The sequence below is a fragment of the Nocardia sp. NBC_00565 genome, assembly GCF_036345915.1.
Lineage (GTDB): Bacteria > Actinomycetota > Actinomycetes > Mycobacteriales > Mycobacteriaceae > Nocardia.
Genome location: NZ_CP107785.1, coordinates 1,960,303 through 1,974,292, shown reverse-complemented (window position 1 = coordinate 1,974,292; position 13,990 = coordinate 1,960,303). Strand labels below are relative to the sequence as shown.

Here is a 13,990-nt window from a genome sequence, read left to right as displayed (position 1 = left end):
ATTCCAGTGTTGTGGATCATCTGAGTAAAGGCGCAGCTATCACTTGGAAACCGGAAACTACCGCGCCTTCACGAGTTTCGTGACCGAGGTGGATTCGGCACCGGATGCGAATTCGAGCCATACCCGATCCCCAGCGCGCAGCGGTGCGTCCGACTCGATCACCGCGTCGCGCACGACGAACTCCTCGCACGCCTCGGTCGTCACTACCCCGAAGCCACCGTCCTGATCGGCAACCCAACGCCCCACGATCGCCCACATACGAAGCAACCCTATTGCACCGCAAGCCTTTCCGCCCCTCGCCCGAATCGAGCGGAGCAACGCCGAAACCACGCGGGCAAGCGCACCTTGCGCACTCGCCAACGCGCACAACCGGTCACACCGGACGAATCCCCCACTCCGCGCGACCGATCGACTCCCCCACACATCCGGCCCCCGCGACCGCCCCGCGATTCCGATCGATCCGCTCGACGATCTCGCTCCCATGCGCCCTGGCGTACGCGATAGCGATCTTGATCTTCCGCGACTGCAGATCGCACTGCTGACTCAAAACCTCGATCCGGCGCTCCACCGGCCCATCGAGTTCCTGTAGGCGCGCAACAACTTCCCACACATCCGGCCCCGCCGCCAGGGCGGCCCGACGGTCGGAGATGGGACCGCGGAACACGATCCCGGGATGATCGAGCTGATCGAAACCCTCCCGGATAAGACGATTCAGTAATGCGGCCGAACTGGTTCCCTCACGAGCGGCACGTTCGGCCAACCGACGGCTGGCGGATTCCGAGATACGAAACGACGTACTCATTGCCCTCCTCGACCTCCATCGACAAAAGGCTTCCCCGATCAAGAGTGCCTCGCGCCAGCGGCGATGCCACCCCGGTGATCGGGGTGACATCGCTGTGTCCGCGTCGATGCCCTGGTTGCGGTCACACCCAGTTCAGCCGCGTTTCAGACGCGTTCCGCCGAACGAGTCCGCACCCGCAACGCAATCGGTTTCTGCGTTTCGGCGAAGAAATCGTTACCCTTGTCGTCCACTACGATGAACGCCGGAAAATCTTCGACCTCGATCTTCCAGACCGCTTCCATGCCGAGCTCGGGATATTCGAGCACCTCGACGGACTTGATGCAGTCCAGTGCCAGCCGCGCGGCGGGCCCGCCGATGGAGCCGAGGTAGAAGCCGCCGTGCTCCTTGCACGCCTTGGTCACCTGCGCGGAGCGGTTGCCCTTGGCCAGCATGACGAACGAACCGCCTGCCGCCTGGAACTGATCGACATAGGAGTCCATTCGACCGGCGGTCGTCGGACCGAAGGAACCGGACGCGTAGCCCTCGGGCGTCTTGGCCGGACCGGCGTAGTACACGGCCATCTCGCGCAGGTACTCCGGCATCGGCTCGCCCGCGTCGAGCCGCTCCTTGATCTTGGCGTGCGCGATATCGCGCGCCACCACCAGGGGCCCGGTCAGCGAAAGCCGGGTCTTCACCGGGTATTTCGAGAGTTCGGCACGGATTTCGTCCATCGGCCGGTTCAGGTCGACCTTGACCACATCGCCGCCGAGAATGGCGTCGGTCTGCTCCGGCAGGTACTGCGCGGGCTCGCGCTCGAGCTGCTCCAGGAACACACCCTCCGGGGTGATCTTGGCCAGCGCCTGGCGGTCCGCCGAACACGACACCGCGATCGCCACCGGGCAGCTGGCGCCGTGGCGTGGCAGGCGCACCACGCGCACATCGTGGCAGAAGTACTTGCCGCCGAATTGCGCGCCGATACCGAACTCCTGGGTGAGCTTGAAGACTTCCTCTTCCAGCTCGAGATCGCGGAACGCGTGCGCGGCCATGGAACCCTCGGTGGGCAGGGTGTCCAGGTAGTGCGCGGAGGCGTATTTGGCGGTCTTCAAAGCGAATTCCGCACTGGTGCCGCCGATTACGACCGCCAGGTGATACGGCGGGCAGGCGGCGGTGCCGAGCGAGCGGATCTTCTCGTCCAGGAATTCCAGCATGCGCGTGGGATTGAGCACGGCCTTGGTCTCCTGGTACAGGAACGACTTGTTGGCCGAACCGCCACCCTTGGCCATGTACAGGAATTTGTAGGACGGATGCGCGGGATCGCCCGCGGTGGAGTACAACTCGATCTGCGCCGGCAGATTGGTTCCGGTGTTCTTCTCATCCCACATGGTGATCGGCGCGAGCTGCGAGTAGCGCAGGTTCAGCTTGGTGTACGCGTCGAACACGCCGCGGCTGATCCATTCGGCGTCGTCGACGCCGGTGAGCACGCCCTCGGACTTCTTGCCCATGACGATCGCGGTGCCGGTGTCCTGACACATCGGCAGGATGCCGCCCGCGGAGATGTTGACGTTCTTGAGCAGATCGAGCGCGACGAAGCGGTCGTTGCCGCTGGCCTCGGGATCATCGATGATCCGGCGCAGCTGGGACAGGTGCGCGGGCCGCAGGTAGTGGCTGATGTCGTGCATCGCCTCGGCGGTCAGCAGGCGCAGCGCCGCCGGCTCGACCTGCAGGAAGGTGCGACCGTTGTGCTCGAAAGTGCTGACGCCCTCGGTGGTGATCAACCGGTACGGGGTGTCGTCGGCGCCGATCGGCAGCAGATCTGAATAGCGGAAATCCGGCGCGGTCACGGACGCACTCCTTCGGGCGGGCCTGCGGGCTTAGGTTACAGGCTGGTCACGAGCACAAGAAGCGTATCCAGTTATCCAGGGCCGACCGTTGCTTAGGCAAGCCTCACTCGGTGCATCCTCCCAAAAGGTTGCACGTTCAACCCCAGCAGTGCTACCTGTCAGTCCTGGCAGTTGTCGCGCGACACCATGCGACGCGACAATTCAATGACATGTCAGAGTTTGGAGCTCTCTCGTGACCGATCCCCACTGGCTCGATGATGTCGAAATGCGTGCGTGGGTGGGGTACGTGCGCACGCGAGACCTCATCGCCGCCGCGGTCGGGCGCGACTCATCCCGCGAGTCGAACCTCACCTACGTCGAATACTCGGTGCTCGCCTACCTAGCCGAAGCACCCGATCACCGACTCACCTTCGCCGATCTCGCCGCCAAACTCGAATGGTCGCAGAGCAGGCTCTCCCATCAGATCACCCGCATGGAGAAGCGCACGCTGGTCGCCAGGGAACCGATCCCGGACGACGCGCGCCGCACCGCCGCGCGACTGACCCCGCGCGGCGCCGACGTGCTGACCACGGCCGCGCCCGCACATGTGCAGAGCGTGCGCAGACATATGGTGGACGTGCTCGACCACCAACAACTGGCCGCGCTCGCCGATATCTACGACACGCTCCTCGCCCATCATCGAAAAGCCGCGGCCGCCGAATAGGCCCGGATCCGGGATAGACCCGAACCACCAACGATCAAGCCGACGCCGACCGCACGGCGCGGGCCGATGCCGCAGCAGCCGATACGCCCAGCGCCCGCTCGAATCCGTCCGGCACCACCAGATCGCCGCGATCGAGATCGCCGACGCTGGTCTTGCGCAGTCCCAACAGTGCCGAATCAATACCGCCGCGCAGAATGTCGAGCACATTCTCGACGCCCGCCTGCCCGTTCGCGGCCAGGCCCCACAGGTAGGCCCGCCCGATCATCACCGCGCGAGCTCCGAGCGCCACCGCCTTCACCACATCGCTACCGCGCCGGATACCGCCATCGAGAACCACCTCGATCTGCGACCCGACCGCCTCGGCCACCACCGGCAACGCCCGGATCGCGGCGGGTGTCCCGTCGAGATTGTTGCCACCGTGATTGGACACCGAAATCGCCGCGACACCGGCATCCACCGCCCGGCGCGCATCATCGACCCGCATCACGCCCTTGAGCATGACCGGCCCGCCCCACTGCTCGCAGATCCACGCCACATCCGCCCAATCCGGTGCCGGCGTGCCCATCCACTCGCCGTAGGCGCCGAAGAAGCCCGGTGCCGGACCGTCACCGACGGCCATATTCGGCGCGGTGAGATCCGGAATGTGCCCAGAGCGTGCATAAGTCGCCAGCCAACGCGGTCGCGCCAGGGTCTGCGGCGCGAACTTCAGCATCGTCTTCAGGTCCAGCTTTTCCGGGATCACCGGACTGCCCCAGTCGCGTCCGTGTGAGAACGACCAGTCCAAGGTCAGGATCAGCCCGACCGCGCCCGCCGCCTTGGCGCGCGACATCCGCTGCAGGATTTCGTCTTTGCCGCCGCACCAGTACAGCTGGAAGAACGTCGCCGGATTCGCCGCGATGACCTCTTCGATGGGCTTGCTCGCGAACGAACTGAGCCCCATCGCGATGCCCCGTGCCGCCGCCGCGCGCGCCACGGCCACCTCACCGTCCGGATGCACCGCCTGCACACCGGTCGGCGAGATCAGCACCGGCATCGAAAGCTGCTGTCCCAGTATGGTTGTCGACTGGTCGCGGTCGCCGATCGGGCCCGCGCAGTGTGGTGCGAAACCGAGTTCGGCGAAGGCCTGCTGATTTTCATCGATGGTCTGCCCCCGCTCGGATCCGGCGATCAACGCGCCGTACACCGATTTCGGCAGTCGCTTCTTTGCCCGCCGTTGCGCCTCGGCAACGGTTTCGAACCAGGGGTTCACGAGAGGAGTCCTTTCGGGGAAGTCACCGGCCACCACAGCCGGATCTGGTCATGCAGGTCAGTAGTCAGTTGCTCGAGCAGGGCAATGCCCTCCTCGGCGTTCGCGCCCGATGGATCGCCGAGCACGCCGTTGACGCTCACCGCGCGCACGCCCCCGGCTCGCAGTTGCGGCAGGATCTCGGCCAGCGGCCTGGTATTTCCGGCGACGGCCAACTCGGTTCGCACTGCGGCCGGCCCCAGTGCCAATTGCATCGACGTCTCGGACCGGCCCGCGTGCGGATCGCCCGGATAGCGCGGCATGTACACCCGCACGTCCCTGGACTCGGTGCGCAGCAGTTCCTGCGCCTTGCGCAGCGGTTCGAGATTTCCGCCGTGCCCGCTGACGAGCACGATGCGGTCGAAAGTATCGGTGGCCGACCGGCACAGCTCCACGACCAGCAACTCCAGCGCCGCCTGCCCGATGGACAACGTGCCGGCGAAACCCGCGTGCTCACCGCTGGATCCGTACGGAATCGCCGGTGCCACGAGCACATCCGGCCGCGATCGGGCCAGCCGCGCGCACAATGCCACCGCGATATCGGTATCGGTGGACAGCGGCAGATGTGGTCCGTGCTGTTCGGTGGCTCCCACCGGCACGGCCAGGATCACACCCGCGGCGGCGCGCGCACCCGCCTCCGGCCAGGTGAGTCGCGCCACGGCAACGCTGTGTTCCGTGACACTTTCCGACATGCCGCGAGATTATCGTCAGTCACTGACATAATCAACCCCGACATAGTCTGTAGCCGTGACAGATGCCAAGGTGCGGGGCCGTCCACGCGGTACGAGCAAGCGCGAACTCGAACTGATCGCGATGCGGTTGTTCACCGAACAGGGCTTCGACGAAACCACCGTCGAACAGATCGCCGCCGCCGCGGGCGTCAGCGGCCGCACCTTTTTTCGTTACTTCCCCACCAAGGCCGAGGTGCTCTGGTACCAGTTCAACGACGAGGTCGCGGCCCTGCGCGCGGCCTTCGCCACCGTTGCCGACGACGTGCCGATGATGACCGCTGTGCGCCGAGTTGTGGTGAACGCCAACCGATATCGCGCCGAGGACGTCCCCGAGCTGCGCATGCGCATGCAACTGGTCGGCGTCATCCCCGCACTCGCCGCCACCGCGGGCGCGCACTACGACGCCTGGGAACAGGCCGTGAGCGCCTTCGCCGCCCGCAGGCTCGGCGAGCCCGAGGACGGGCTGCTCCCCCTCGCCGTCGGCCGCACCACGCTGGCCGCCGCACGCGCCGCCTTCGACGCCTGGCTCGCCCGCGCCGACGCCGACCTCACCGTCTACCTCGACGAAGCGCTCGCGGCGCTGGCACGCGGATTCGCCCCGCCCGAGCGGGAATCCGGATCTACCATCGAGCTAACCGCAGGTTTCAGCGTTGACCGGGATGGGGTATGACTAGGCTCGGTATCGGCTCGCAGCCGAACGCACGACTATTCCAACAAACCCGTCGAAAGGGGCTGGAGTATCCATGTCCGAGGTGTCCATGAGCCTTTCGGCGGATTCCCTGCCCGTAGGTCCGGTCGACAACCTGCTTCCGCAGCTGGTTGAGCACCTGCGGCAGAATCGAAGCGCACTGCGCGAAGAGTGGGCCCGGCGCATCACCGATGGCCAGCTGCTGACCGCGATGACCCCGGAGGAAATCTTCTCCGAGGCGACCTCCATGTATGACAACTACGTCGAGGTCCTCGTGACCGGTAGCGTCGAGGCACTGCAGGCCTACGCGCGCGATCTGTCCGAGCGCATCATTCCGAGAGGAGTCGAGACCGACGAGGTCCTCGGCATCGTGCTGCTCCTGCGTGACGTGCTGGCTCGCTCGCTGTTCGAGAAATACCAGGCCGACTTCGAATTACTGAACGCCGTACTGGATGCCTACGAGCCCGCGGCGAACCGCATCGCGAGCACCGTGGCCATCTCGTTCGTGCAGGAACGCGAACGTGTCATCCGCCAACAGCAGGAAGCTATTCGCGAGCTGTCGACCCCGGTGCTCCAGGTCCGTGAGCAGCTGCTGATCCTGCCGATCATCGGCGTGCTGGATTCGCAGCGCGCCCGCCAGCTCACCGAACAGCTGCTGCGCGCGATCCGCGCCAATCGCGCGAAGGTCGTCGTCATCGACATCACCGGTGTGCCCGCGATCGACTCCACGGTGGCCAACCACCTGGTGCAGACCGTTGACGCATCGGGTCTGATGGGCGCCAACGTGATCATCACCGGCCTGTCCTCCGAGATCGCGCTCACTCTGGTGACCATCGGCCTGGACCTGTCCAAGATGAACGCGGTCGGTGACCTCCAGGGTGGTATCGAAGAGGCGGAACGTTTACTGGGCTACGAGGTGACGCGGGTGACCGATCGAATGCTCACCGAACGCGATGGGCGCTGATCGGGCACCCCTATGCCGGTTCCGATCCTCAAACAAGGTACCTATCTAATCGCGTCGGTTCAGTCAGCCTTGACCGACGCGGATACCGAGCGCCTCCAGGACGACCTGATGAAACAGGTCAGCAAATACCGAGCACACGGAATCATCGTGGACGTCACCGCGATCGACGTGATGGATTCGTTCGCGGCCAGATCGCTGCGTACCATCGCGCACATGACGCAGCTCCGCGGTGCCGAAACGGTCATCGTCGGACTGCAACCCGAAGTCGCGTTCGCCATGGTGCAACTCGGCCTCACCTTCGAGGGCATGCACACCGCCCTCGACTTGGAAGAGGGCTTGGCGTGGCTGAACGCCAAAACCCCGGCCCGTCGCCAGCGAGATGGTCGTGACAGTGGCCGCTGAGAACTTGGTGATCGCGGTCAAGGTGTCGGGTGACATCGTGATCGCACGTCAAGCCGGACGCGAGCTGGCGGCCAAGCTCGGATTTTCTCTGACAGATATGACCATGATCTCGACGGCGATCTCCGAGATCGCCCGCAACATCACCAGTTATGCGGGCAGCGGCGAAATACGTTTGCTGGTCGATGACCGGGAGGGTCGACAGGCACTGGTCGTCCAGGCCGAGGACCAGGGACCCGGCATCCGTGATATCGCCCGCGCACTCGACGACGGGTACTCCACCGGCCGCGGTCTCGGACTCGGCCTGCCCGGCGCGCGCCGGCTGATGGATCGGCTGACCGTCGAATCCGCACCCGGCCGCGGCACGTTGGTGGAGATGTGGAAGTGGGTACCCAACGGTGCATGAGGACGGGATCATCGACCGGATCGAGTGGGCGGTGGCCGGTCGCGCGCTGCCCGGGCAGCGGGTCTCCGGTGATCGCGGCGTCGTCCTCGATGCGGGCGACGGCTCGGTGCTCTTCGCCGTCCTGGACGGACTCGGCCACGGCGCCGCCGCCGCCGACGCCGCCGATCGCGCAGCGCAGGTGCTCTCGGAGAACCGCGCCGAACCGCTGGATGTCCTGATGGTGCTCTGCCACCGGGCAATGTCCGACACCCGCGGTGCCGCAGTCTCTTTGGCGCTGTTCGGCGCCGCCGATACGGTGCACTGGCTCGGCGTCGGCAATGTCGAATCCCGGATTCTGACCGCGGGGCCGATCGGCGTCACCATGCGCGCGACGGTCCTGCTGACCGGTGGCATCGTCGGCTATCGGCTACCCCAGAACCTACAAGCCCAGACCGTCCCGGTGCGCGCGGGCGATCTGTTGCTGATGTCCACCGACGGTATCGTCACCGAATCCGCCGACAGCGGCATTGATCTGTCCAAATCCACCGCCGAGATCACCGCCGAAATCCTGGCCAGGCATGCCAAGGACACCGACGACGCACTGGTGCTCGCGGCACGCCACCGGGGCGGGGCACTGGAGGCACCAGGGTGAACGGCGGGATAAAGTGAGCGAGCGCAGCGAGCGATCAACAGACACAGCCGCCATCGCGCTCATGCCGGAGCCGAGCGCCAGCGAGGCGCAGGCATGAGCGAGCGCAGCGAGCGATCAACAGGCGCAGCCGCCATCGCGGTCATGCCGGAGCCGAGCGCCAGCGAGGCGCAGGCATGAGCGCGGCGCTGGCCGCATTCCTCGACGCCTACGCAGACGCGCTACGGCGACACTTGACCTCACCCACGCAAGCCGGTCTGGCGGAGGGCTACGAACTCGGCCGCCGCGCCCTCGTCGAGGGCATCAGTCTGCTCGATCTCACCGAAAACCACTACCGCGTAGTGCAAGCCGCGGAATCGTCCACCGCCACTGAGGACGAGACGGCCAAACGTGCCGAGACCGCACTGGAATTCCTACTGCAGACCCTCGCGGCCCTGGATATCGCCACCCGCGGCTATATCGACGGCACCCGCCGCGCCGAGCAACAGCGCACGCGCGCGGACGATCTCGCGGGCCGCGACGCCTTCCGGACCGCACTGGTGGAGTCGCTGCAGGACGGCTTCTTCGTGGCCGACGCGCGCGGCACCATCATCGAGGTCAACTCGGCGTTCGGCGCGCTGACCGGATACGGCGCGGCCGAACTTCCGTTCCCGCTGCCGCATCCCTGGTCCAAGCCCGAGGGTCCGCGATATCCCGATCTCGGTAGCGAGGCACAGCGTTTCGTGATTCCGGTCAAACACCGCGACGGCCGCACGGTGTGGCTGGCGGTGAGCACCAGCGCGCTGGTCGAACCGGAGAAGTACGAGCAGATCTTCGTCGGCACCATCCGCGATGTCACCGCCGAACACGACGCACAGGCCCGCGATCAGGCGGCCTCCCGGCTGGCGACCGCCGTCGGCGCGGCCACCAGCGTGGTCGAGGTGCTCGCCGTCGGGCTCGACGAACTGCGGCGCACCGTGGGCGCGGCAACCGCCGTGGTGATGGTGTGGCCCAATCGCAATACCGGGCCGGAGGTGTACGTCTCGGGCAACGAGGGCGATCCGGACGGCACGGTGCTCGACGCGCGCGCCAGGACGCTGCTGGAGCGGGCGCGACGCAGGCCGCCGCGCAGCCTGTTCGCGATTCCGGAGGGCGCCGAGAGCTCCGAGGGCATCGTCGCCCCGCTCGGCGAGACCGGCGATGCGGGGCTGTGGTTGCACTTCGCCGCGCCACGCGCCATCAGCGCGGCGGACTGGACGTTGTTCTCGCTGCTCATCGGACATCTCAGTCTGGCGGTGCAGCGGGCACGCAACTTCGATCAGGCGCGCTCGACCTCACTGACGCTGCAGCGCGCCATGCTCGGTCCGATCGAACTGCCGCCGCGGTTCTCGGTGCATTACGAACCCGCGCTGCCGCCGCTGGAGATCGGCGGCGACTGGTACGACGTGGTTCCGTTGCGCGACGGCACCATTGGCGTCGTGGTCGGCGACTGTGTCGGACGTGGTCTGTCCGCCGCCGTGGTGATGGGCCAATTACGCACGGCCGCACGGGCTCTGCTGCTGCGTGGCGCGGGTCCGGCACAGCTGCTCGCGGAACTCGATACGGTCGCGGGCCGGATTCCCGGCGCGATGTGCACGACGGTGTGCGCCGCCGTGCTCGATCCGGTGCGCGGGCTGGTCCGCTACAGCAGTGCGGGACATATGCCGCCGATTCTGGCCGATGTCGGCCAGCCGGGCAGGCTGCTCGAGGGCGGCCGGGCCGTACCGCTGGCCACCTTCGATACCCCACGCCGGCCCGAGGCCACCACCGCGCTCACCCCGGGTTCGACACTGGTGCTGTTCACCGACGGCCTGGTCGAACAGCGCGGCGTCGATATCGATGACAGCTTCGCCAAGATCTCCGGGGTACTCGCGGATACGCCGGGCAAATTGCCGCGCGAGGTCGCGGACGCGGTGCTGTCCCGACTACGCCCGGCCGCCGGCTACGACGACGATGTCGCCATGGTGGTCTACCGCCAACCACCCGCGCCGCTGCGACTGGGGATTCCGGCCAACCCGGATCAGCTCTCGGCCATGCGCAAGCGGCTCAAGACCTGGCTGGCCGCCGCCGCGGTACCGCACGATCTCGCCTCGGATCTGATCGCAGCGGCGAACGAGGCCTGCACCAACAGCATCGAACACGCCTACCGCAATGGTGGGCGGGCCAACCGCGCGATGGGCTCGACGGCCGAACTCCTCGGCCGTTCCGCGAGCCCCACCGAAGCCGCCGCCGACCCCGGCCTCGTCGAACTGACCGCCGAATGCGACACCCAAAAGGTCGTCATTCTGGTCACCGACAACGGAACATGGAAACCACGCTCGGCCGATCCGGGTCCGCGCGGGCGCGGTATCGACATGATGCGCGCATTGACCGAAGAATTGGAGATAGACCACAGTGGGTCGGGCACCCGCGTCCGCATGTCGGTAACGTTGCCCGCGATCAAATCCCCCGTAGCGAACCCACTTCGCGGCACGAACCGCCAGGCTTCCGGATGAACCTCCGGCCCTGACGGTTGCTCCGACACCAGGACAACCGGCGGACCGGTCACCGCTGTCGTGACGTCCGGGGCCCCGGGGGCCGCCGAGCCGGGCGCCGAGCCGATTCCTCGCGCACCCGGTCGCGGAGGCGTTCGGGCACGAACTGGATGATCTCGCCGCGTGCGCCGATCATCAATTTCTGGAATATCGCGGTCATCTGGGCACCGACGGTCTTGAACGAGCTGCCCCGGCGCGCGGCGATGGCGGTATTCGCGAATCCCGCGGCCGCCAGCAGGGCAACCTCTTGTTCCGCCGCCGTCAGCGCTTCCCACCGTGCGGAGGCCTCGGTGCGCTCGGCCGGGACCGGTTCCCGCTCCGCGCGCATCCCATTCGACTGGACCGACGGGACCACCTGGGGGCCGGCCCTGTCCGGCGCCGATGCCGCTCTCGCCGCACTCGCCTCGGCCCTGATCCAACACGGCCGACTCACTCGCTGAGCCGTGCCCGCGGGCACCGTGGGCGCACGCCCGCGGTGCCCGCAGCTCGGTGGGTTTGCGCACTGCGAGCGCGACGAGCGGAATCCGCCAGCGCCGCAACGCCGACCGCTAGTGGCTCCCTACGGTAGGGTCTGACCTATGAACACTCCGAGGTTGCCAATTCGCCGAGATTTGTGTGTGGTGATGATGTGACCAACACTTCCGGAGACGCGTATCCTCTCGCGGACACGATGACCACCACGGTCGAGGCACAGGACGGTGCGACGGTGCTCACGGTGTCCGGCGAGGTAGATCTGGCGACCGCGCCAGCGCTGGAGAATACAATCGAGGCGATCCTCAGCAGTAAACCTGGGGTCCTGATCATCGATCTGAACGCGGTCAGCTTCCTCGCCTCAGCGGGGATGGCGACCCTGGTCGCGGCCCATCAGCGGGCCGGGGAAGCGACGACCATCGCGGTTGTCGCCGACGGCCCGGCCACTAGCCGTCAGCTCAAGATGACCAGTCTGGATCAGGTATTCGCACTGCATTCCACCCTGGCCGAGGCACTGGCCAGTTTGCGCTGACAGACCCACGATCCCGGCCGCCGCTACCAGGCGGGGCCGGGATCGTTCAGTTCAGCACAATTCGCGCAGCTGCTCGATCAACTTGACGCGCTCAGCCGAGGTCGCCGCCATCGGGTTCACATTCAGCACCGTGACGCCCGCCTCGCGGAACGCGGCGATCCGCTCCTTGACGAATCCGGCGGGGCCGACCAGCGAGATATCGCGGACCAGATCGTCCGGCACCACCTTCGCGGCCTCTTCCTTCTGGCCCGCCAGGTACAGCTCCTGGATGCGGTCTGCCTCGGCACCGTAGCCGTACTTGGTGGCCAGCGTGTGGTAGAAGTTCTTGCCCTTCGCACCCATGCCGCCGATGTAGAGCGCCAGATGCGGTTTCACGAATTCCAGTAGCGGCGTGACGTTCTCGCCGATGGCCAGCGCGGGCCCGGCGTAGACGTCGAGCTCGCCGAGGCTCGGATCACGCTTGGCCAGACCAGCATCCAGGGATTGGCCCCAGATTTCCTTGGCCTTCTCCGGTACGAAGAAGATCGGCTGCCAGCCTTCGGCGATCTCCGCGGCCAGCTCCACATTCTTCGGGCCGAGTGCGGCCAGGAGCACCGGAATGCGTTCGCGCACCGGGTGGTTGATCAGCTTGAGTGCCTTGCCCAAGCCCGTGCCCTTATCCGCGGGCAGCGGGATCTGGTAGTACTTGCCCTGATACTCCAGCCGCTCCCGACGCCACACCTTGCGGCAGATCTCCACCAGTTCCCTGGTGCGGCCGATCGGCGCGTCGTAGGGCACGCCGTGGAAGCCCTCGATCACCTGTGGGCCGGACGCGCCGAGACCGAGCACAAAGCGGCCGTCGGAGACGAAATCGAGGCCCGCGGCGGTCATCGCGGTTAGGCTGGGGGTACGGGTGTAGATCTGCAGGATGCCCGAGGCCAGCTGCAGCCGTGTCGTCTTGGCCGCCAGATACCCGAGTGCGCTCACCGCGTCGAACGAGTACGCCTCCGGCACGAACACGATGTCGAGTCCGGCCTTTTCGAGGTCGGTCACCTCGGCCGCCGCCTCTTTGAAGCCGCCCGCGTAGTTGATGCTCAATCCGATCCGCATAACACTCAACATAACCGCAGCTACGTACCGGGCGCGCACCGGCCGCCCGGGCGCGGGCGGTAGCGTATTCGCGGTAGTTCTCCACTGCCGTCGCAGGAAAACGAAAGGCCACCAGCCGTGTCGCAGCCCTCCTTCGCTGAGGCCACACTCACGCAGTACCTGACCGACCTGGCCGCAAAGGTCCCCGCGCCCGGTGGCGGCGCCGTCGCGGCACTGCACGCCGCACAGGGCGCGGCGCTGGTGGCGATGGTCGCGCGCTACACCACCCGGGCCAAGGACGCCGAGCACCGGCCGGTCGTCGACCGCATCATCGAGGCCGCCGACGCGGCCCGCGAGCGCGCGCTCGCCCTGGCCGATGCCGACGCCGCCGCGTTCACCGCCGTCGGCAACGCCTACAAGCTGCCCAAGGAGACCCCTGAGCAGACCGCGGCGCGCACCGATGCCATCACCGCCGCGTTGATCGAGGCCGCCCGGGTGCCCGCCGCCGTCGTCGACGAGGCCGATGAGGTGCTCTCGCTCGCCGCGGAACTGCTGCCGATCGGCAATCCGAATGTGGTCACCGATATCGGCGCGGCCGCCGATGCCGCCCGCGCCGCGGCCACCAGCTCGCAGCTCAATATCGAGATCAATGTCGGTTCGCTGAGCGCCGAGCACGGCGATAAGTTCGCGACGGTGTTGATCCGCATCGATGAGATCACCGCACGGGCGGATGCGCTGCACGCAGACGTACTGCACGCCGTGCGCGGCTGAGTCACTGTCACCGAACGGTCGTACTCGAGTCTGGTCGTTTGACCGATTCGATCGCGGGTATGCCGGCTCTATAGGCGAAAACTGTGGGCGTCGATGGCCGTTACAGAACCGGTACGTCGAGTTGATCATGAAGTCCTAGAATGGATTTCTGCGTCCCACACCATCGTGAA

Annotated in this window: 16 protein-coding genes; 9 read left to right on the top strand and 7 right to left on the bottom strand. The window is 66.7% G+C overall.

The window, feature by feature from the left end; genetic code table 11:
• Positions 1-57: 57 nt before the first annotated feature.
• The 3 genes from OG874_RS09570 to OG874_RS09560 form a co-directional block, all read right to left on the bottom strand.
• On the bottom strand, positions 58-258 hold the full coding sequence (locus OG874_RS09570) for a hypothetical protein (protein ID WP_330254759.1): 201 nt from the start codon (positions 256-258) through the stop codon (positions 58-60).
• 115 nt (positions 259-373) lie between these two features.
• On the bottom strand, positions 374-802 hold the full coding sequence (locus tag OG874_RS09565; protein WP_330254758.1) for a hypothetical protein: 429 nt from the start codon (positions 800-802) through the stop codon (positions 374-376).
• Positions 803-945: 143 nt separating this feature from the next.
• Positions 946-2,622: a fumarate hydratase gene (locus OG874_RS09560; RefSeq protein ID WP_330254757.1), complete on the bottom strand. Its 1,677-nt coding sequence runs from the start codon at positions 2,620-2,622 to the stop codon at positions 946-948.
• 232 nt (positions 2,623-2,854) lie between these two features.
• Here OG874_RS09560 and OG874_RS09555 point away from each other — a divergent pair, with 232 nt between their 5' ends.
• Positions 2,855-3,325 carry a MarR family winged helix-turn-helix transcriptional regulator gene (locus OG874_RS09555; RefSeq protein WP_330254756.1) on the top strand — a complete coding sequence of 157 codons (471 nt, stop codon included), beginning with the start codon at positions 2,855-2,857 and terminating at the stop codon, positions 3,323-3,325.
• 34 nt (positions 3,326-3,359) lie between these two features.
• Here the strand turns inward: OG874_RS09555 and mftD are convergent, their stop codons facing one another.
• Together mftD and mftE are read right to left on the bottom strand one after the other, a co-directional pair.
• Positions 3,360-4,574, bottom strand: a complete 1,215-nt coding sequence (gene mftD, locus OG874_RS09550) for a pre-mycofactocin synthase MftD (protein WP_330254755.1) — start codon at positions 4,572-4,574, stop codon at positions 3,360-3,362.
• On the bottom strand, positions 4,571-5,302 hold the full coding sequence (gene mftE / locus OG874_RS09545) for a mycofactocin biosynthesis peptidyl-dipeptidase MftE (RefSeq protein WP_330254754.1): 732 nt from the start codon (positions 5,300-5,302) through the stop codon (positions 4,571-4,573). Before mftE ends, mftD begins: the two co-directional genes overlap by 4 nt.
• 55 nt (positions 5,303-5,357) lie before the next feature.
• Between mftE and mftR the strand changes: the two genes are divergently transcribed.
• The 6 genes from mftR (at position 5,358) to OG874_RS09515 (ending at position 10,939) form a co-directional block, all read left to right on the top strand.
• A complete protein-coding gene (gene mftR, locus OG874_RS09540) occupies positions 5,358-6,011 on the top strand; it encodes a mycofactocin system transcriptional regulator (protein ID WP_330254753.1) in 654 nt (217 codons plus the stop codon).
• A 73-nt stretch (positions 6,012-6,084) separates the two neighbouring features.
• Entirely contained in the window at positions 6,085-6,993 is a 909-nt protein-coding gene (locus tag OG874_RS09535) for an STAS domain-containing protein (RefSeq protein WP_330254752.1), read from the top strand.
• Positions 6,994-7,005: 12 nt separating this feature from the next.
• Positions 7,006-7,395, top strand: coding sequence for an STAS domain-containing protein (locus OG874_RS09530; protein WP_330254751.1), 390 nt, complete (start codon positions 7,006-7,008; stop codon positions 7,393-7,395).
• Positions 7,373-7,798 carry an ATP-binding protein gene (locus OG874_RS09525; RefSeq protein ID WP_330254750.1) on the top strand — a complete coding sequence of 142 codons (426 nt, stop codon included), beginning with the start codon at positions 7,373-7,375 and terminating at the stop codon, positions 7,796-7,798. Before OG874_RS09530 ends, OG874_RS09525 begins: the two co-directional genes overlap by 23 nt.
• Entirely contained in the window at positions 7,791-8,429 is a 639-nt protein-coding gene (locus OG874_RS09520) for a SpoIIE family protein phosphatase (RefSeq protein WP_330254749.1), read from the top strand. Before OG874_RS09525 ends, OG874_RS09520 begins: the two co-directional genes overlap by 8 nt.
• A gap of 173 nt (positions 8,430-8,602) precedes the next feature.
• On the top strand, positions 8,603-10,939 hold the full coding sequence (locus tag OG874_RS09515; protein WP_330254748.1) for a SpoIIE family protein phosphatase: 2,337 nt from the start codon (positions 8,603-8,605) through the stop codon (positions 10,937-10,939).
• A gap of 49 nt (positions 10,940-10,988) precedes the next feature.
• Here the strand turns inward: OG874_RS09515 and OG874_RS09510 are convergent, their stop codons facing one another.
• A complete protein-coding gene (locus OG874_RS09510; RefSeq protein ID WP_330254747.1) occupies positions 10,989-11,306 on the bottom strand; it encodes a LuxR C-terminal-related transcriptional regulator in 318 nt (105 codons plus the stop codon).
• Positions 11,307-11,648: 342 nt separating this feature from the next.
• On the opposite strand from OG874_RS09510, the gene OG874_RS09505 reads away from it, so the two are divergent.
• Entirely contained in the window at positions 11,649-11,981 is a 333-nt protein-coding gene (locus OG874_RS09505) for an STAS domain-containing protein (RefSeq protein WP_330257238.1), read from the top strand.
• Between the two features lie 51 nt (positions 11,982-12,032).
• Here OG874_RS09505 and OG874_RS09500 read toward each other — a convergent pair whose 3' ends face one another.
• Positions 12,033-13,070, bottom strand: coding sequence for an LLM class F420-dependent oxidoreductase (locus tag OG874_RS09500; RefSeq protein ID WP_330254746.1), 1,038 nt, complete (start codon positions 13,068-13,070; stop codon positions 12,033-12,035).
• 117 nt (positions 13,071-13,187) lie between these two features.
• On the opposite strand from OG874_RS09500, the gene OG874_RS09495 reads away from it, so the two are divergent.
• On the top strand, positions 13,188-13,820 hold the full coding sequence (locus OG874_RS09495; protein ID WP_330254745.1) for a cyclodeaminase/cyclohydrolase family protein: 633 nt from the start codon (positions 13,188-13,190) through the stop codon (positions 13,818-13,820).
• Positions 13,821-13,990: the final 170 nt, after the last annotated feature.

Bases quoted from the DNA above. Each gene is read 5' to 3' on its own strand.
- OG874_RS09510 (WP_330254747.1), bottom strand. From the start codon at position 11,306: ATGCGCGCGGAGCGGGAACCGGTCCCGGCCGAGCGCACCGAGGCCTCC.
- OG874_RS09515 (WP_330254748.1), top strand. From the start codon at position 8,603: ATGAGCGCGGCGCTGGCCGCATTCCTCGACGCCTACGCAGACGCGCTA.
- OG874_RS09505 (WP_330257238.1), top strand. From the start codon at position 11,649: ATGACCACCACGGTCGAGGCACAGGACGGTGCGACGGTGCTCACGGTG.
- OG874_RS09565 (WP_330254758.1), bottom strand. From the start codon at position 802: ATGAGTACGTCGTTTCGTATCTCGGAATCCGCCAGCCGTCGGTTGGCC.
- mftE (WP_330254754.1), bottom strand. From the start codon at position 5,302: ATGTCGGAAAGTGTCACGGAACACAGCGTTGCCGTGGCGCGACTCACC.
- OG874_RS09525 (WP_330254750.1), top strand. From the start codon at position 7,373: ATGGTCGTGACAGTGGCCGCTGAGAACTTGGTGATCGCGGTCAAGGTG.
- OG874_RS09535 (WP_330254752.1), top strand. From the start codon at position 6,085: ATGTCCGAGGTGTCCATGAGCCTTTCGGCGGATTCCCTGCCCGTAGGT.
- OG874_RS09500 (WP_330254746.1), bottom strand. From the start codon at position 13,070: ATGCGGATCGGATTGAGCATCAACTACGCGGGCGGCTTCAAAGAGGCG.
- OG874_RS09570 (WP_330254759.1), bottom strand. From the start codon at position 258: ATGTGGGCGATCGTGGGGCGTTGGGTTGCCGATCAGGACGGTGGCTTC.
- OG874_RS09530 (WP_330254751.1), top strand. From the start codon at position 7,006: ATGCCGGTTCCGATCCTCAAACAAGGTACCTATCTAATCGCGTCGGTT.